Origin of the sequence: Cloacibacillus porcorum (assembly GCF_001701045.1) — a bacterium.
GTDB classification, from domain to species: domain Bacteria; phylum Synergistota; class Synergistia; order Synergistales; family Synergistaceae; genus Cloacibacillus; species Cloacibacillus porcorum.
Map to the genome: position 1 here is coordinate 251,144 of NZ_CP016757.1, position 17,434 is coordinate 268,577.

16 protein-coding genes and 1 tRNA gene are annotated in these 17,434 nt (G+C 54.7%); 8 read left to right on the forward strand and 9 right to left on the reverse strand.

Annotation, left to right across the window (positions count from 1 at the left end):
• Window position 1: 1 nt before the first annotated feature.
• From BED41_RS01095 to BED41_RS01125, 7 genes are all read right to left on the reverse strand, one after another.
• Window positions 2–1,243: an efflux RND transporter periplasmic adaptor subunit gene (locus BED41_RS01095; RefSeq protein WP_229712359.1), complete on the reverse strand. Its 1,242-nt coding sequence runs from the start codon at window positions 1,241–1,243 to the stop codon at window positions 2–4.
• A 118-nt stretch (window positions 1,244–1,361) separates the two neighbouring features.
• Complete coding sequence (locus BED41_RS01100; RefSeq protein WP_066741988.1) at window positions 1,362–1,973, reverse strand: TetR/AcrR family transcriptional regulator; 612 nt, start codon at window positions 1,971–1,973, stop codon at window positions 1,362–1,364.
• A 212-nt stretch (window positions 1,974–2,185) separates the two neighbouring features.
• On the reverse strand, window positions 2,186–3,469 hold the full coding sequence (locus BED41_RS01105) for a TRAP transporter large permease (protein WP_066741990.1): 1,284 nt from the start codon (window positions 3,467–3,469) through the stop codon (window positions 2,186–2,188).
• 3 nt (window positions 3,470–3,472) lie between these two features.
• Entirely contained in the window at window positions 3,473–3,955 is a 483-nt protein-coding gene (locus BED41_RS01110) for a TRAP transporter small permease (protein ID WP_084002167.1), read from the reverse strand.
• Between the two features lie 4 nt (window positions 3,956–3,959).
• Window positions 3,960–4,940: a TRAP transporter substrate-binding protein gene (locus BED41_RS01115; RefSeq protein ID WP_084002168.1), complete on the reverse strand. Its 981-nt coding sequence runs from the start codon at window positions 4,938–4,940 to the stop codon at window positions 3,960–3,962.
• Between the two features lie 185 nt (window positions 4,941–5,125).
• A complete protein-coding gene (locus BED41_RS01120) occupies window positions 5,126–5,467 on the reverse strand; it encodes a cupin domain-containing protein (RefSeq protein ID WP_066741994.1) in 342 nt (113 codons plus the stop codon).
• 1 nt (window position 5,468) lies between these two features.
• On the reverse strand, window positions 5,469–7,610 hold the full coding sequence (locus BED41_RS01125; RefSeq protein ID WP_066741996.1) for an AMP-binding protein: 2,142 nt from the start codon (window positions 7,608–7,610) through the stop codon (window positions 5,469–5,471).
• 168 nt (window positions 7,611–7,778) lie between these two features.
• Here BED41_RS01125 and BED41_RS01130 point away from each other — a divergent pair, with 168 nt between their 5' ends.
• Window positions 7,779–8,423 (forward strand): NeuD/PglB/VioB family sugar acetyltransferase, encoded by a 645-nt coding sequence (locus tag BED41_RS01130; protein ID WP_229712360.1) that lies wholly within the window; start codon window positions 7,779–7,781, stop codon window positions 8,421–8,423.
• Window positions 8,424–8,536: 113 nt separating this feature from the next.
• Here BED41_RS01130 and BED41_RS01135 read toward each other — a convergent pair whose 3' ends face one another.
• Entirely contained in the window at window positions 8,537–8,953 is a 417-nt protein-coding gene (locus BED41_RS01135; RefSeq protein WP_084002170.1) for a helix-turn-helix transcriptional regulator, read from the reverse strand.
• Window positions 8,954–9,088: 135 nt separating this feature from the next.
• Between BED41_RS01135 and BED41_RS01140 the strand changes: the two genes are divergently transcribed.
• From BED41_RS01140 to BED41_RS01155, 4 genes are all read left to right on the forward strand, one after another.
• The gene (locus BED41_RS01140; RefSeq protein WP_066742003.1) at window positions 9,089–10,090 is read left to right on the forward strand and encodes a DctP family TRAP transporter solute-binding subunit; all 1,002 of its coding nucleotides are present in this window, start codon (window positions 9,089–9,091) and stop codon (window positions 10,088–10,090) included.
• Between the two features lie 78 nt (window positions 10,091–10,168).
• Window positions 10,169–10,666, forward strand: a complete 498-nt coding sequence (locus BED41_RS01145) for a TRAP transporter small permease (protein ID WP_066742007.1) — start codon at window positions 10,169–10,171, stop codon at window positions 10,664–10,666.
• A 4-nt stretch (window positions 10,667–10,670) separates the two neighbouring features.
• The gene (locus tag BED41_RS01150) at window positions 10,671–11,957 is read left to right on the forward strand and encodes a TRAP transporter large permease (protein WP_066742010.1); all 1,287 of its coding nucleotides are present in this window, start codon (window positions 10,671–10,673) and stop codon (window positions 11,955–11,957) included.
• 3 nt (window positions 11,958–11,960) lie between these two features.
• Window positions 11,961–13,112 carry a M24 family metallopeptidase gene (locus BED41_RS01155; RefSeq protein WP_066742013.1) on the forward strand — a complete coding sequence of 384 codons (1,152 nt, stop codon included), beginning with the start codon at window positions 11,961–11,963 and terminating at the stop codon, window positions 13,110–13,112.
• A 7-nt stretch (window positions 13,113–13,119) separates the two neighbouring features.
• Here BED41_RS01155 and BED41_RS01160 read toward each other — a convergent pair whose 3' ends face one another.
• A complete protein-coding gene (locus tag BED41_RS01160; RefSeq protein WP_066742016.1) occupies window positions 13,120–14,460 on the reverse strand; it encodes an MATE family efflux transporter in 1,341 nt (446 codons plus the stop codon).
• A gap of 229 nt (window positions 14,461–14,689) precedes the next feature.
• On the opposite strand from BED41_RS01160, the gene BED41_RS01165 reads away from it, so the two are divergent.
• The 3 genes from BED41_RS01165 (at window position 14,690) to BED41_RS01180 (ending at window position 17,394) form a co-directional block, all read left to right on the forward strand.
• Window positions 14,690–14,774 (forward strand) — tRNA-Leu (locus BED41_RS01165).
• Between the two features lie 978 nt (window positions 14,775–15,752).
• Window positions 15,753–16,922, forward strand: a complete 1,170-nt coding sequence (locus tag BED41_RS01175; protein WP_066748754.1) for an iron-containing alcohol dehydrogenase — start codon at window positions 15,753–15,755, stop codon at window positions 16,920–16,922.
• Between the two features lie 28 nt (window positions 16,923–16,950).
• Window positions 16,951–17,394 (forward strand): cupin domain-containing protein, encoded by a 444-nt coding sequence (locus BED41_RS01180; protein WP_084002171.1) that lies wholly within the window; start codon window positions 16,951–16,953, stop codon window positions 17,392–17,394.
• Window positions 17,395–17,434 lie beyond the last annotated feature (40 nt).

Genomic DNA, 17,434 nt, shown 5'->3' on the forward strand with positions numbered 1-17,434 from the left:
GCTAATTTTCCTCTTTCGCAGCGCCGCTGTCGCCCGAGGTCACGATTTCCGCTCCAGAGGTAGCGTCAAGCGCGCTGTTGGAATCGTAGACATTGGCCGACGCTGAGGTGTCTATTCTGACCTTGACGCCGGGGCGGATGTTCTGCAGTCCTGCGACCACCACATTCTGTCCGTCTTTCAGTCCGCTCGTGACCTCTCGCAGCGAACCCATCTCACGTCCGAGTTTGACCCTGACGATATGAGCTGTGTTGTCGGCCTCCACCACGTACACGTAATCGCCCTCTTCATCCGCCATGACGGCCGTCTGAGGAATGACGTTGACGATATGGCTCTTGACCGGCTGAGTAAATACGCGCACCATCTCTCCGGGGATGAGCATGCCGCCGTCGTTTGTGAAGCGCAGACGCATCATGACCGTTCCCGTCATCTGATCCACGGCGTTGTCCTCAAAGTCGCGCTGTCCGGGGACGTCGAGCTCGGTACCGTTGCTGAGTATCAGCTTTGTTTTATATACGGAGCCCTCTTTCTTAAAGAGTTCGAGCTGGTCGAGATAATCTCTGTCCGGCAGCGAATAGGAGACGCGCACGGGGTTCATCTGGACGATTGTGGCCAGCGCGCCGCTCGCGGGGGTCACATAGTTGCCCTTGGTAAGATTGGCGATGCCGATCTTACCGGTTATCGGGGAGGTTATACGCGTATAGCCGAGATTTATCTCCGCGAGGCGAAGGTTGGCCTTTGCCTGAGATACGGCCGCGCGTCCCTGCAGCACGTTGCTCTCAGCCGTATCGCGCTCCGCTGCCGAAACGGCGCGGGTCTCCGCCGCCTGAACGCGAGCGTAATACTTCTCTGCGGCGTCAAGGTTGGCGTTGGCCTGTTCCAACTCCGCCTTACGCAGCGCTACGGTGGCCTGGTACTGGGCGGGGTCTATCTGGAAGAGCAGCTGTCCCGCCTTCACGATGGAACCCTCTTTGAAACATACCTTCGCTATCTCACCAGAAATCTGCGGTTTTACCTGAACGGACTGGATCGCTTCGACGCGGCCCACATACTCGGAGGGCTGCGTTGAGGCATCGGCCTTCTCTACCGGCTTTACGATGACGAGCGGTTCTGCAGACTGTGCCTGTGTTGCCTGCGGCTGTGCCGCCTTTCCGCCGTTCCATGCCTTATAGCCGTAAAAGGCCGCCGCGATCACTACAATGATGACCGCTATTTTGATCCAGCCTGATTTTTGTTTGCTGTTCAACTCAATATTCCTCTTTTCTTCTGAGTTTTGCATTTTCTATATGCACCTTCTCTTTCTTAAAAATCCTTTCGATTAGTGCCAACCTGAAAGACAGGGCTATATTATAGCGATTCTATTATTATTTTGCGCTTAATTCTTTCGTAAAGGCGTCGAATAATATATCGGTATATTGCGGAAATTCTTCCGGCAGCATACCCGAAAGCTGCATCACGCAGAGCCCGTGGAAGATGGAGCTGATTAACACCGCCACCGCCGTCGGCGAAATATTCTCCCGGAACCGGCCCTCCTCCTGACCCTTGGAGATGAACTTTTCCACCATGAGCCTTTCACGCTCGATCGATTCCTTTATGATTTGCCGTACGCTTTGCTGGATATCTTCGGGCCACTCGTCCCTCTTCGTCATGATCTTGTGGATTTTTTTATTGCGGTCGTCTTTCAACAGAAGGATCAGGGAATCCTTATAATATTTCCGCAGTTTTCCTACAGAATCGGGAGTGTTGAAGAGGTTTTTCACCTTGTCTTCCCCATGTTTGCATATCTCTTTCATAAGCTGCAGCAACAGATCGTTCTTGTTTTTGAAATGCCAGTAAAGCGCACCCTTGGTCAGCCCTACGTTCGCCGCAATCTCAGTAAGGGAAGCGTTTGAGAAACTCTTTTCGCTGAAAATGTCGAGCGCAGACTCCAAAATCTTTGCCTTGGTCTCAAGCGCCGCCGCCTTTGTTCTTCGCATCCTTTCACCTCCTGTTTATATGGATGACAAGCGAGAGAATTATACATACCGACAGGGAGGTATGTCAATAGCGAGAGCGTTAATTTTAAATAGTGAAAAAATAACTTTAATAGAGACTGAAATGCATATATCTATTGTAATAATAAATATAAAACGGCCCGGATTGTTTCATGCCGGCCCGTTTGAAATGTTATCCTTACTGTTGTTTACCGTTATGCTCCGGAAGATACCACCATGTTCGGCAGCCATGTCGACAGCGCGGGAAAAGCTATAATCAATATCAGCACGATGGTCATCGCGGCGAGGAAGAAGAATATATAGCGGAAGGAGTCTTCGTAAGCAATATCCGCAACCTTGCAGGCCGTCATAAGGTCCACTCCAAGCGGCGGCGTGTTGGCGCCAATTGCCATATTCAGGCAGACCATCACGCCGAGGTGTATCGGATCAACACCTATCTGCGTCATGATCGGCATAAAAATGGGGATCACGATGAGGATTATTGCCGTTGTCTCCATAAATGTGCCCAGCACCAGCAGCATGAGGTTGAAGAAGATCAGCACCATCCAGTAATTGTCTGAAACGCTGAGAATGGCAGCCGCTATCTTTTGCGGGATGTCCTGCGAGGTAAGTATCCAGCCGAAGAGGCTTGCTGCGGATATGATGAAGAGCACAACGGCGCTCGTCTTTGCAACCTCCAGGCATATCTCAAAAAATCGCCGCCATGACAGCTTATGGTAGACATATTTTGAAAGTATCAGCGCGTAGAAGGCGGCTACGCCGCCGGCTTCCGTCGCGGTGAATATCCCCTGCAGGATACCGACGATTATTATCGCCGGTGTGACCATTGGCAGGAAGGCGCCTTTAAAGGCCTCCCACTTTTCGCGCGCGTCCGCCTTTGGCAGGCGGGGATAATTTTCCTTGGAGGCGAAATAATATGATATCGCCATCAATGAGCCACCGGCCATGATACCGGGAATGAAACCGGCGATGAAGAGCTTTCCGATCGAAGTTCCCATCGTAACGCCGAGGATGACCATGACGATACTTGGGGGGATTATCGTGGCCAGTGCGCCGCCGCAGCCGAGCAGCGAAGCGCTGAAAGCGGGACGGTATTTCTGTTCCTTCATGGCCGGCAGCATTATCGAGCCGATCGCTGCGACGTCCGCCACGCCGGAGCCTGATATTGCGCCGAAGAACATACAAGAGACGACCATTACCATCGCCATGCCGCCGCGGATGTGTCCGACCATACTGGAGGCGAAACGCATGATGCGTGGTGTGATATCTCCCTCCGCCATCAGCGCGCCGGCGAGCAAAAAGAGCGGAATCGCAAGCAGTGTGAAGGAATCCGCCCCTACCACCATGCGCTGAGCGATTACCAACACCGGCAGCGTTGATTCAAAAAGCAGATAAAGAGTCCCTGAAATAGCGATCGAATATGATATGGGCACGGCAATAAGGATGCCGATAATAAGTACCGAGACGAGGATAAACATCTTTTACCCCTCCCTGCCGAAGAGCCGGACTATATTGCGCAGGACAACGATCATCATCAGCAAGCAGCCGATAGGAAAGGCCATGTAGAGTATCCCCGCGGGGATCTGCAGCGTCGTTGTCGTCATGCTCCAGGTCCTCTGTACAAGGCGCACACCGCCGATTATGCCGCAGGCGAGAAAGAGCAGTATGGCAAGATTGCCCAGAAACAGGAGGATTTTTTTTATCATGGGAGACCCTACCCTATCCATAGCTACGTTGATCTCCATGTGCTCGCCGCCCACCAACGCCACTGCCGCGCCGATAAATGTCATCCACACCAGCAGTGTTTGGCAGACCTCCGCGCCCCAGGCGATCGACTGGTGGAAGATATAGCGCGAGACGACCTCCACGAGCACCACTGTGAAGACGACGATCACCGACAATATAAGTAAAAGCTCAAGAGGGCGGTACGCCCTCTTGAGAAAATCATTATTCTTTTGAGACATAGGCCTATTTCCCGTATTCACGCACCATATCCATCAGCTCTTTGCCGAAGGTGCTCTCGTAGCTTTTCCATACCGGCTGTACCGCCTTCTGGAAAGCTGGCTTATCGACATCGTTGATCTCCATGCCCTTTGCCTTGAGCTTGCCGAGGAACTCGTTCTCTTCCTTTATAGTCTCCTTGCGCTGTGCGACGCACCATTTCTGCGCGAGCTTCTTGACGGTTTCCTTATCCTTCGCGGACAGCTTGTTCCAGACGTCGCTGTTTACGCACAGCACCGCCGACCCCCAGATATGGCCCGATTTTGAAAGATATTTCTGTACTTCGTTGAAGGCGTTGGAGTAGATTATCGCGTAGGGGTTCTCCTGTCCATCCACGACCCCCTGCTGCAGCGCTGAATAGAGCTCTCCAAAGTTTATCGCCATCGGAGCGGCGCCGAGAAGCTTAAAGGTGTCGAGGCGCATCTTGTCTGGGGTGACGCGGATCTTGAGTCCCTTGAGGTCTTCAGGTTTCACGATGGGTTTTTTATTGTTCGTTATGTGTCGGAAGCCATTTTCCCACCAAGCAAGGCCAACGATTCCTTTCTGGCCTAGGAGATCGAATAGGTATTTACCGAGCTTGCCGTCGAATGCCTTATAGGCGGCCTCGTGTGTCGGCCAGGCGTATGGAAGAGCCTCGATGCCAAACTTCGGGTCGATCGACTGGAAAGATCCACCGCCTATAAGTCCGCCGTCTACCGTACCGAATGTGAGTCCCTCCACCATGTCCTTCTCATTGCCGAGCTGTCCGCTTGGGTAGAGCTGGATAACGACACGTCCATCAGTCTCCTTCTTCACTTCGTTTGCAAACCCTGTAAGGTTCCTATGCCAGGAGTGATCGGTATTAAGGACATGACCGATCTTGATCGTAGTCGAAGCAAATCCTGATGAGGTAAACAGAGCCGTTGCCATTAGAGCGATAGATAATACCAGAGCCAATTTCTTTACCATTTTTAAAAGTTCCTCCAGTACAAAAATAATTTATCTATGCAATGATAGTACTATAGAAAAAAGTGTCAATAACCAATTAAATAAATTTTGTTCAGCTGCAAGAAATTTCATCGGTAAAAGATCGGATATATTTGAAAAAATAAGAAATAAAAATATCTTAAATAAAGAGTAGCAAAACTATACAATCATTTTGCCACCACTGCGAAAAATATGAGCGGCACGCCACCGCAGTTTTTCAGTGCGTGGGACATTCCCTTTTTTGTTGTAAAGATATCTCCTGCGTGGGCGGGACATTCGCCGCCGTCATAAATGTAAAGACCCTCTCCCGATACGACCGCGTAGACCTCTTCGTCGTCCTCATGGCGGTGCAGCCCGATGCTGGCACCAGGTGCGAGCTCGATTCGGGAGGCGAACGTCAGTGGACCACAGGAGGAAATAAGCGGAGAGGCGAATATCCTCGCCTCTCCGCTTCCTCCACGCAAATTCGCGGTTATTTCAGGTTTTTCATCCTGTCTTATCAGAGCCATGTTACTCCTCGGCGCTCATGCTCTTGAGCATTTCGTCGAGTTCGACATAGCTTGTCTTGCCGTTGCCGAGCAGGGGGATCGTCTCCATGTGGATTAGCTTCTTGGGTATCGCGATCTCCGCCATGCCGAGGTCGGAAAGTTTCTGACGCAGGTCGTCGCGCTTCATGTCGGTCATTGTCGTCACCGCCGTCAGCGTCTCGCGGTTCGCGCCGTGCATCATCGTGACGGCGTGCTGCTCCTCGGGCCATATCTCATAGATCGCCTCTTCGACGGCGGCGAGCGAGATCATCTCTCCGCCGATCTTAGCGAAGCGCTTTGCACGCCCGAGGATTGTCACGTACCCTTCGTCGTCGATGTGAACGATGTCGCCGGTGTCATACCAGCCATCCTTGGGCGGTTCCAGAACGCCGGGGTTTGAGATTCTCAAATAACCGAGCATGATATTGTCGCCCTTCAGCCAGAGGCGGCCTCCGTCATGTACTCCGTCGACAGGTTCGAGGCGGTACTGCAGCCCTGCGACGATCGTCCCGACGGTGCCGGTCTTATGATGCGCGTAGTAATTGTTCGCGACGACCGGCGAGGCCTCTGTGACGCCATAGCCCTCGGTGATCCTGACGTTGAAGCGCTCGAACCAGGTCTGCTGGGTCGAAGCTCTGAGCTTTTCCCCGCCCTGTACGAGAAGGCGCATCGTCGCGAAGTCATAGTTGTCGCTCGCGGCCTTCGCGTAGCCGGCGAGGAAGGTATCCGTGGCGAAGAGCAGCGTTATGCGCTCGTCGTAACAGATGGCGGCGATCGTCTTATAGTGCAGCGGCGACGGATAGAGATAGACGAAGAAGCCCAGCGATACGGGCATGAATACGCCGCAGAGCCCGAAGGAGTGGAAGATCGGCATCGCGTTGAGGACGCGGTCCGAACGGTAGAAGTCGACGCGCGTGAACATCTGCGCGTGGTTTGTGTTGAGGTTTTTATAGCTGAGGACCACGCCCTTGGGCGCTCCCTCTGAGCCGGAGGTGAAGAGGACCACCGCCGGTTTTTCCTCCGCCTCGGGGCTTACGAGGTTTGATCGCAGGAAGAAGGTGCGCAGCGCGGCGGAGAGTTTTTTGCCGGTCGTGATCAGCTGTGCCGCGTCTTCGAGCCAGAATATGCGGATACCGGCCTCCTCTATCGCCTGTGAGAGCGCCTCTAATTTTCCGAGTTCGATAAACCTGCGCGACGAAACGACCGTCCTGATGCTGGCGGTACGGCAGCAGTTGACAAGTGAGCGGGGCCCGAGGGAGAAGTTCAGCATAGCCGGCACCTTGCCGATTTTTTGCAGCGCGTACATCGAAATGACGCCGCCGAGCGAGGTCGGCAGCAGTACGCCGATATTGTCGCCCTCAAGGTTCTGCCGGCGCAGCGCCTCCTCTATCAGGAGGATGCGCGTAATAAAGCCGTTGTAGGTGACGGGCTTGGCTCCGGCGTCGCTGAATATCCGCACGTTGCCGCCGAATTCCCGGCGAGCGTCGAGCAGGATGTCCCAGAAGGGCTTCCGCTTCCGGCGTGCCGCGAGTGATGCCTCGTCCATGATGCGCTCCAGCGCCCGTCCGGCGGCGGCGTTACGCTTGGACCCCGTCAGTCCCTCGGGGATATTGAGATTCTGAACGGGAAAAACGGTTATCGTCACCTCGGAGAAGAAGCGTACCCCGCGTTTGTGCTGGATGCGTGAGAAGGGCGTACGCTCCGTTCCCTTGATATGTATCGGCAGGATCTTTGCCTTGGTGTGGTCGGCGATCATCGCGACCCCCTGTGAAACCTTCATCGGGTTGCCGATGGTGGTGGGCTGCAGTTCGGGAAAGATGACGCAGCGTCCGCCGTTTTTCAACAGGTTAAGGAAATATTTGAGCGAGAGCGGAGCGTCCGCGTCCAGTATATGAGTGTCGGCTATCGGCAGAAATAGCCCCGCGAAGCGTTTTTTCGTCAAACGCCGCTCAATGGCGAACGGGACCTTCTCCGGCAAAAAAGCGGCAAGAATCAGCGGATCGATGAACGAAACGTAATTTGGCGCGATGAGAACGCCCTCACCAGCATTTTCCCAGTTCTCCCAGCCCTTTACCTTTACCCGGAAGAAAAGGCGCAGTATAAGTTTTACAATGAGTCGACGCAAAGAGACCCCTCCGATGGCTCCGCAAAAATAGTGGAAGCGCAAGTCTGGTATGATATACAGATTATATCATGATACGACTGGATTCCGTGGTTTTTATTTTACTTTATAAAGAATTAGGATACAATAAATATATCATAGATATATACATAAATGAAAGAAAGGGTGGTAATGATGGAGAAGAAAGATAAGGTTTTTCTTATCGGTGCCGGAGACCACGCAAAAGTAGTGCTCTCGACGCTCGAAGCCTGCGGCGTGGAGTGCGCGGGTATCTACGACGATAACCCGGAGCTGTGGGGAAGGACGCTCTGGTGTCTTCCCATCATAGGCCCGGTGTCGGAGATGCCCGACACGCCGGATACGATGGCCGTCATCGCGATCGGCTCGAATGTGGTCCGCCGCAGGATACGCGAACGGTTCAGGGAGGCCTGCTGGCCGGTATTCGTTCATCCGATGGGGATCGTCCACAGCTCGGTACGTCTGGGAGAGGGGACGGTTGTCTTCGCCGGATGTATCATCGAATCCGACGCAGTGATCGGCAAACAGAGCATCATCAACTCCGGCTGCTTTATCGGCCATGACAGCAGGATCGGCGACTTCTGTCACATGGCGCCGAAGAGCGCCATTGCGGACAGCGTCACGCTGGGCAACGGCGTATTCCTGGGGCTGGGTTCCATGGTGCGTCCCTACACGACGATACTTGACGACGTGACGGTCGGCATGGGCAGCTCCGTCGTAAAAAAGCTCGGGCCGGGCGGCACCTATGTCGGTACGCCGGCAAAAAGGATCATGACGCCGGTCATTGATAAAGATTGAGGTTTATGTATATCTGAAATATTCGCCTCGCAGCGGGAATAGATTTGCATAAATGATCGGCTGGGAGGCTGTGTCCTATCTTGGGTCGGCCTCCCAGCCGTTTTGTGCGTATATTAAATATTTTCTTTGCCGGACCTGTCAAGTGACCGTCGGCACGCATCCAGCATGTCGGCGATTATCTCGCGGTCGGCGCCGGAGAACGCGGAGGCGCTGTCGATACTGTACCAGACCCTTCCCAGCATCGTCGTGATCTCCGGGACCGTCAGAGGACGCATCTTTTCATCGGATGCCGTACCGGAGGAGAGGCGCGCCGCATCTTCGGGGGCCGACAGAGCCTCCGCGTCAAGCCAATAGGCCAATCCCCGTCCCGAACGCTCCACGATCTGGATCAATATCCGATAGGACGGCTCCTTTTTGCCGCGCTCCAGCTCGCTATAGTACGCGGGAGATATATCCAAAATCTCCGATACCTTAGCCTGCGACCTGTCTCCCCTATATTCCCGCAATAACACTGCAAATGATTTAGCCATGTAATAGACATTAAACAGTCATAACGAAAGAATCAATATAAATAAGCGTACATATGATATGTTATAGCGTTGATTTATACGCGATAGCGGATATAATATTGGCATATTCATATCACATTCTGCGGAGGGAAAATCATGAAAAAATTATTGGCCAAAATCGCGGTCGTCTCGCTGACGCTGTCGCTGCTGGGGGCGCCGTCTTATGCGGCGGCGAAGAGTATCGAGCTTAAATTAAGCCACGCAACGCCCAGGAGCAGCACCTGGCACCAGGGCGCAGAAAAATTTGCGAGCATAATAAAGGAAAAGACCTCGGCAAAATATGATATTAAGATATACCCAAGCGACGAGCTCTCCGGCGGAAATCAGGTGGCGGGAATAGAACTGCTGCAGACCGGTGTTACCGATATCCATATGCAGGACGCCCTCGTCTGGTCCGCGATAGCGAAGAAGAGCATCCTGCCCTGTTTCCCCTGGCTGCTGCCAACCTATAAGGATGTCGACGCGGCGATGCGGGGCGAGGGCGGAAAGGCCATGAAAAAGGTCATCAACGAAGTGGGTGTCGTCTGTCTCGCGATCGGTGAGAACGGCTACCGTCAGGTGGTCAATAACCGCAATCCCATCCAAAAGCCGGCCGACATGAAGGGGCTCAAGATTCGCGTGCCGGGAAGCAACGTGCATGTCAACCTGCTCAAATATATCGGGGCCGATCCCATAACGATGAACCAGTCGGAGGTTTATACCTCGCTGCAGCAGGGTACGATAGACGCCTGCGAAAATACGATCGACCTGCTGTTTACTCAGAATACGCTCGAGGTGGTCAAATTTATCTCGCTCTGGAATTATTCCTACGACCCGATCTATTTCTCCGTGAGCACGGAGCTTTGGGAGCGGCTCTCCGCGGAGGAAAAGAAGATATTCCAGGAGGCCGCCACGGAGGCGATGGCGTATCAGGTCAAGGTCACGCGAGAAAAGGACCTGCAGCTTCGTAAACGCCTTGGCGAGTATAAGGTGAAGGTTGTAAGCGAACTCTCCCCCGAAGGGCTCCAGGCTTTCAAAAAGGCGGTAGCCCCGATATACAAGGACTACAAGAAGGAATTTGGCGAAGAGATATTCAAGCAGTTCGGCTATAAATTCTAGTCCGTTCAAGTGGGGCGGCCTCTGCCTTACGGCTGAGCGCCGCCCTCTATTTATATGATATGGGGGCGATAGAAGCATATGAAAAAGATAGAATTCCTGTTAAGTAAATTTGAAGAGATAATCATGGTGGCCGGCGGCCTGCTGATGGTCTTTATGAACTTCGCAAATGTGGTCTGCCGCTACCTTTTGCCGACCACGCCCTTTTCATATACGGAGGAGCTTGTGGTCCTGCTCTTCGTATGGGTGAGCATGTTTGGAATCTCGTACGCTTATAGACGACGGGCGCATACGCTTCTTACGATCTTATCAGACAATATCCCGGGAAAGTTCCAGATAATAATCGTCGTTATCTCGATGTGCGCCTCGATGCTTCTGATGTTTCTTATCGCGAAGACCGGCTACGGCATGGTGATGAATCAGCTCAAATACAATCAGATACTGCCGGGGATGAAGATACCGGTCGCCGTGATGGGATGGGCCGTCCCGCTGGGCGCGGCGGCGGCGTTGCTGAGCGCGGCCGCGTCGGGATGCGAAGAGATCCGGACGCTGATGGCGGGCGAAAGAGAGGAGATATGACATAATGACTGGCTTGATACTGATAGGTGTATTCTTTTCCCTTCTTATCCTGAGAGTGCCGGTGGCCGCCTCTATGGGGCTGGCGGCCTTTGCCGGCATCGTGCAGATGGGATATAAGATATCGGTCTTTCCCACAGTCTTCTATGCGGCGATCGCCAAGTACACGATGCTGGCGATTCCCTTTTTCATCCTCGCGGGGGTGATAATGGACCACGCAGGGATATCAAAGAGGCTGATCAATCTGGCAAATGCCTGCGTGGGGCATCGCCGGGGAGGCCTGGCGGTCGTCACGGTGATCGTCGCCTGCTTCTTCGCGGCCATTTCCGGTTCGGGGCCGGCGACCGTCGCCGCCATCGGAGGCGTTCTTATTCCCGCGATGTCCAAGCAGGGATATGATAAAAATTTCGCGACGGCGCTGGTCGCCTCCTCCGGTGGTATTGGCATGATAATCCCGCCGAGCATCCCCTTCATCATCTACGCAATGCTCGCCGAGGTCTCTGTTGGTACGATGTTCATGGCAGGTATCGTCCCGGGGCTGCTCTTCGGCCTATTCTTCGTCGCCGCGGCGCTGCTCTATCTGCGTAAGGACAAAAACCTCATCCTACAGGAAAAATGCAGCCTCCATACGCGCTGGCAGGCGTTTAGGAGCGCCGTCTGGGCGCTTTTGATGCCGGTGATAATCCTTGGCGGTATCTACGGCGGCATCTTCACGCCGACCGAGGCCGCCGGCGTAGCGGTGGCCTACGGCCTCTTTGTGGGAGTCTGCGTCTACCGGGAGATAAAGGTAAAAGAGCTGTGGGCCGTCATGGTTGATTCCTTCGTCTCCTCGGCGATAATCATGTTCATCATGGGCTGCGCGGGAGCCTTTACGTGGATACTTACCACCTCCGGGGTGACGAAGGAGCTTACGGACCTTCTGCTCTCGCTGACCAGCGACCGGAACGTAATGCTCTTTATTATCACGGTCATCTTCGTTATCGCGGGCTGCTTTGTCGATTCAGCCTCCGGTTTTTATCTGCTGCTGCCAATACTGCTGCCGATCATTAAGGAGATGAACTATTCTCCGATCGCCTTCGGCGTCATCGCGACGGCGAACTTTGCCCTTGGTCAGGTGACGCCGCCCGTCGGCTCGAACCTTTTTGTCGCCTGCAATATCGCCGACGTCACGATGAAATCCCTCGTCGCCAAGGTGTGGCCCTTTCTCATCGCGGGTTTTGTCTGCCTGCTGCTGATCACCTACATGCCGTGGCTGATAACCTTCCTGCCGGCGCTGATGGGGATGAAGCTGTAGGCCATGCATATAACAAAAGAGGAGATCCGGCAGCGGCAGGAATATCTGCGCTACACGATGGCGGAGATGGACGTGGACGCCCTCTGCGTCGGCGCCTCAGCGCAGATAGATACGAGGGGGATATTCCGTTATCTGATAAATTATTACCTTCCGGTCTTTGAGGAATACCTTGTGATCCCCCGCCGGGGGCCGGTCGTGCTCTTTACGCATGACGGCTGCGGGGCCGATTATGCGAAAGCCTTCGGTGTCGTTGACGAGGCGAGGCTCATACCAGAGGGCGAATATGCCGCGGCCCCCGCCGCCTGTGTGGTATCTTTCCTGAACGATATCGGCTGTAAAACCGCCGGTACCGCCTGGGGCAGGGGAATATCAGCGTCGTTCTGTCTCTCTTTCCAGAGTCGCCTTGGTAATATCAAAACAAAAGACTTCGCCGCCGTGCTTGACCGGATGAGGATGCTTAAGAGCCCGGCGGAGACAGCCCTCATCAAAGAGGCGGTAAAATTAAATGAATCTGTCCTCGAGCGGTATCTTGGGAATATCGCAGCGGGCGGCAGCGAACTGGACGCGGTCAGCGACGCCTCTTACTATGCGCTGCAGAGCGGCGCGGAAGACCTTTACTGGATGACCTCATCCGCAAAAGTTCCTGCCCCCGGCTTCCTCGCCGCTTCGAGGGCGCGTCCCCGCCGCTGGCGGCCTGGGGACTATCACTATGTCGTGCTTGAACATTCATGCCGCGGCGGCTATTTCAGCGAGATCACCCAGCTGGTCTCCTTCGGCAGGCCTAAAGACGAATACGTCGAAGCCTACAGAGCTGTAACGGCGGCGCAGAAGGCGGCAGCTGACGCTATAAGGCCCGGCGTTCCCGTCTCGTGGCTTGCCGATGCCGCGCAGAATGTACTGGTGGAATACGGCTATTGTCATAAAGAGGACGGCCCTTCACCCTGCATCGGCCACTCTCAGGGGTTGGACGCCTGGGAGCCGCCGCGGATCAGCGGCGACGAGAGGATAACGATCCGGCCGGGCATGCGCTTTAACATTCATCCCGCAGTTACCCTGCCTGACGGCGCGAAAATTACCTCCTGTCTCTCGTACCTGTCAACGGAAAGCGAGGCGGAACTGCTGTCCGCCCTGCCCGGAGAGATTGTCGTTATCTAGCCTTCGCCTATTTTACCACCAGCGCCTCAGGGCTTTTTAGCCAGCGTATTATCCAGATAAGAAAGCCGGCTGATATCACACATCCGCCGATATCGCCGCAGGGGAAGGACATCCAGACTCCCAGCAGCCCAAAGATACGCGGCAGCATGATCAGCGGGATGAACATACAGAGCACATGGCGGCAGAAGGAGAGGGCGAGCGAGGCAAAGCCCTTGCCCAGCCCCTGGAGCGCTGAGTTGGTGACGATCGTCACTCCCATAAAGGGAAGTCCGACATAGCCGACGCGCATCCCGGGGACGCCGATCGCAAGCAGCGCCGGATCGTTCGTAAAGAGGCGTGTCAATGGTTCCGCGAATATCTCCGCGAGCGTAAAGCTGATTATATAAAACCCGACCGCCATACCGAGGGCGCAGTAGATCGCCTTAGTGACGCGCTGCGGCATGCCGGCGCCGTAATTATAGCCGACGATCGGCTGCGAGGCCTCGCCGATGGCCATCGCTGGCAGAAAGAGCAGCGAATCGAGGCTGAGGAATATTCCCATCGCCGAGAGCCCGTCATCGCCGCCATACTTTATTATAAGCTGGTTCATCAGCGTCATATAGCAGACAAAAGAGAGCTCCATGAAAAATGGCGCGCTGCCGACGGCGCAGATTCTCTTAAAGACCTCCCAGCGCGGCAGCCCGATAAAGTGCGCGCGGATACGCAGCGGGGCCTCCCTGCGCCAGAAGAAGGAGAGTCCGAATATCGCGGAGACGGCCTGCGCGAGCACGGTGCCGTAGGCGGCTCCCTCGACGCCCATATTGAGCGTGATGATGAAAAAGGCGTCGAAAAGGACGTTGCTCACCGCGCCGACTATCTGCGTGCACATGGCGTACTTTGGGTTTCCACTGGCGCGCACGAGGAAATTTGCGCCGAAGCCGAAGAGCGCGAAGGGCGCTCCGAGCAGGATGATCCGCAGATAGGGGCGCGCCATTTCTAGCACCTCTCCTGAGCCTCCTGCGAGGCGCAGCATTGTGTCTGTCGCGAAAAAGCTCGCGGCGATGGAGGCGGCGCCTACGATCGCCAGCAGGACAAACGTCGTTGTCAGCGCCTGTTCCGCGGGACGCCGTTTGTTCGCGCCGAAGAGGATCGAGACCCTGGAGGCGCCGCCGACACAGATGAGCAGCGTGAAGGCCATCAGCATCATCATCATCGGAAAACTCACCGTGATCGCGGCAAGCCCCACCGAACCGACGTAGCGCCCGACAAAGATACGGTCAACTATATTATAAATAGCGCCGGCTATCATGCCGATGATGGCCGGCAGCGCAAAACTCAGTATAAGCCGCGGTATCGGCTCGCTGCCCATGCGCCTGTGCTGTTCTTCTTTTAATGCTGACGAGTTAATGATAAAAACATCCCTTCATTGGTAATCACGCCATTATAACATAAAAAGATGGGCCGTTTTGCCGGTAACTGGGAGAAATGTTGGATTAGACGTAATATGATGGCAACGCCCGGGTGAAAATAAAACCATGAATTTTTGTGAAAAGGCTTGACTAAACAGTGATTTTTTTATATACTTTCCCACGTTGAGCGCCGGGGTGGTGGAAATGGTAGACACGCACGTTTGAGGGGCGTGTGGGGCAACCCGTACGAGTTCAATTCTCGTCTCCGGCACCATTCTTAAAGAAACCCTCATGAGGCTAGTCTATTGACTGGCCTCTTTTTTGTTACCCGGCGCAAATACAAAGCGACTCGCACAAAACGCATGGACGGCGTTTTGGCTCGCTGCTTTTCCGGCACCATTCTTAAAGAAACCCTCATGAGGCAGGTCATTTGACCGGCCTCTTTTTTATTACCTAACGCAGATACTGGCCGACTCGCACAAAATCGAAGATTTTGGCTCTCTGGCCATCCGGCACCATTCTTAAAGAAACCCTCATGAGGCTAGTCTATTGACTGGCCTCTTTTTTGTTACCCGGCGCAAATACAAAGCGACTCGCACAAAACGCATGGACGGCGTTTTGGCTCGCTGCTTTTCCGGCACCATTCTTAAAGAAACCCTCATGAGGCAGGTCATTTGACCGGCCTCTTTTTTATTACCTAACGCAGATACTGGCCGACTCGCACAAAATCGAAGATTTTGGCTCTCTGGCCATCCGGCACCATTCTTAAAGAAACCCTCATGAGGCTAGTCAGTTGACTGGCCTCTTTTTTTATTACCCAGCGCAAATACAAAGCGACTCGCACAAAACGCATGGACGGCGTTTTGGCTCGCTGCTTTTCCGGCACCATTCTTAAAGAAACCCTCATGAGGCTAGTCTATTGACTGGCCTCTTTTTATTACCTAACGCAGATACTGGCCGACTTGCACAAAACGCAGAAGCGGCATTTTCTTCCTTCCTTCCACATAAAAATACGCCTCAAATGTTTAGGCCGGGGGCTTGACTTTGAGTCCACTCTAAAAGATAGACTTACCCTTGCAGCGGTTTCTTAATGAAACGGCGGGCTAATGCCCGCGGAGATATTTACGGGAGAAACGGTGTAAAAAATTCAAAAGTTTATGTCTTTTCCCATTGACCTGGAGTCAGCTCTAAGTGCTAGTCTATAGTGTATAAGGTAAAAGAAATGATTTTTCGCAAAACGGAGGATATAAAGATGAGTTTTACAATGTATGTACCGACAAAGACGCTTTTCGGAGCGGGGATGCTGAACAAACTGCATGAACAGAGGCTGCCCGGCAGGAAGGCGCTGATCGTCATCTCAAACGGAAAGTCGACGAAGGCCAACGGCTATCTCGCGCGGCTGGAGAACGAGCTGAAGCTCGCGGGCGTGGAATGGGCGCTCTTTGACAGGGTGGAGCCGAATCCGCTGCGTTCGACCGTGATGGCGGGCGCGGCGGCGGCGCGTGAGAACGGCTGTGATTTTATCGTCGCGCTCGGCGGCGGCAGCCCGATGGACGCCTCGAAGGGTATCGCCGCGATGGCGGTGAACGAGGGCGACCTCTGGGATTATATCCACTCCGGCAGCGGTCTGGGCCGTCCGCTTGTGAACCGGCCTCTGCCGATCGTGGCCGTCACGACGACCGCCGGCACCGGTTCCGAGACGGACTCTGGCGGCGTCATCACGAACGAGGAGATGCACGAAAAGAGCGCAATCCTCGATGATGCGCTCTTCCCCGTATTGGCTATCGTCGACCCGGAGCTGATGGTCTCCGTGCCGCCGAAGTTCACCGCCTACCAGGGATTTGACGCACTCTTTCACAGCGTGGAGGCCTATATCGCGGGAACGGCGAATCTCATGAGCGATATGTTCGCGCTCGCGGCGATCGAGAATGTGAGCCGCTATCTGACGCGCGCCGTGCGCGACGGCAAAGATCTCGAGGCGCGCGAGCACGTCGCCTTCGGAAATTACGCCTCCGGCTTTGTGATGTGCGTCGGCAGCTGCGCGAGCGAGCACTCGCTGGAACACGCGATGTCGGCCTATCATCAGGAGCTGCCGCACGGCGCGGGGCTGATTATGATAAGCCGGGCCTATTACACGCACTTCATCAACAGGCACGTCTGCGACGAGCGCTTTATCCGCATGGCAAGGGCGATGGGGATGGCGGAGGCCTCCGAGCCGATGGATTTCATTAAGGCGCTGGTGAAGCTGCAGGAGGAGTGCGGCGTGGCGGAGCTTAAAATGTCCGACTACGGCATCAAGCCGGAGGATTTTGAGAAGCTCGCGCATAACGCGATGGATACTATGGGCTTCCTCTTCCGGTGCGACAGGGAACCGCTCAGCATAGAGGACTGCGTGGCGATATACGCGGCGTCGTATAAGTAGGAATATCGAAGGATCGGAGGCGTCAGAGATGTCGGAAAAGATGATAAAGGAAGAGAACGGCGGTCTCGGCGGCGGCGCGGTATTTCCCAAAGGAGGGCCTCTGCCGGAGGTATTTGCGAAGAATTTTATCGGGCAGGCCTATCTGGAGATGCTGGTGCCCGGCGACAGCGAGTTCAACTGCCCTATCGGCAATGTGACGTTCGAGCCCGGATGCCGCAACAACTGGCACCGTCACCCCGGCGGGCAGGTACTGCTGGTCACTGGCGGGCGCGGCTGGTACTGCGAATGGGGGAAAGAGGCGCGCGCGCTGCGCGCGGGGGACGTAGTGACCATCCCCGCGAATGTGAAGCACTGGCACGGCGCGGCGCGCGACAGCTGGTTTTCCCACCTTTCGGTCGAAACGAACTGTCAGGCTGGGCCCGCTGAGTGGCTTGAGCCGGTGGCGGAGGCAGAATATAACAGGCTGAAATAAGCGGTTCCCTCGGAACCATTTTTAGAATCCCCCGCCCTCC

Excerpts from the sequence above, each read along its gene's own strand:
- BED41_RS01115 (WP_084002168.1), bottom strand. The coding sequence starts at position 4,940 with ATGGTAAAGAAATTGGCTCTGGTATTATCTATCGCTCTAATGGCAACG.
- BED41_RS01120 (WP_066741994.1), bottom strand. The coding sequence starts at position 5,467 with ATGGCTCTGATAAGACAGGATGAAAAACCTGAAATAACCGCGAATTTG.
- BED41_RS01140 (WP_066742003.1), top strand. The coding sequence starts at position 9,089 with ATGAAAAAATTATTGGCCAAAATCGCGGTCGTCTCGCTGACGCTGTCG.
- BED41_RS01100 (WP_066741988.1), bottom strand. The coding sequence starts at position 1,973 with ATGCGAAGAACAAAGGCGGCGGCGCTTGAGACCAAGGCAAAGATTTTG.
- BED41_RS01145 (WP_066742007.1), top strand. The coding sequence starts at position 10,169 with ATGAAAAAGATAGAATTCCTGTTAAGTAAATTTGAAGAGATAATCATG.
- BED41_RS01110 (WP_084002167.1), bottom strand. The coding sequence starts at position 3,955 with ATGTCTCAAAAGAATAATGATTTTCTCAAGAGGGCGTACCGCCCTCTT.
- BED41_RS01180 (WP_084002171.1), top strand. The coding sequence starts at position 16,951 with ATGTCGGAAAAGATGATAAAGGAAGAGAACGGCGGTCTCGGCGGCGGC.
- BED41_RS01160 (WP_066742016.1), bottom strand. The coding sequence starts at position 14,460 with ATGGGCAGCGAGCCGATACCGCGGCTTATACTGAGTTTTGCGCTGCCG.
- BED41_RS01150 (WP_066742010.1), top strand. The coding sequence starts at position 10,671 with ATGACTGGCTTGATACTGATAGGTGTATTCTTTTCCCTTCTTATCCTG.
- BED41_RS01130 (WP_229712360.1), top strand. The coding sequence starts at position 7,779 with ATGATGGAGAAGAAAGATAAGGTTTTTCTTATCGGTGCCGGAGACCAC.
- BED41_RS01105 (WP_066741990.1), bottom strand. The coding sequence starts at position 3,469 with ATGTTTATCCTCGTCTCGGTACTTATTATCGGCATCCTTATTGCCGTG.
- BED41_RS01135 (WP_084002170.1), bottom strand. The coding sequence starts at position 8,953 with ATGGCTAAATCATTTGCAGTGTTATTGCGGGAATATAGGGGAGACAGG.
- BED41_RS01155 (WP_066742013.1), top strand. The coding sequence starts at position 11,961 with ATGCATATAACAAAAGAGGAGATCCGGCAGCGGCAGGAATATCTGCGC.
- BED41_RS01175 (WP_066748754.1), top strand. The coding sequence starts at position 15,753 with ATGAGTTTTACAATGTATGTACCGACAAAGACGCTTTTCGGAGCGGGG.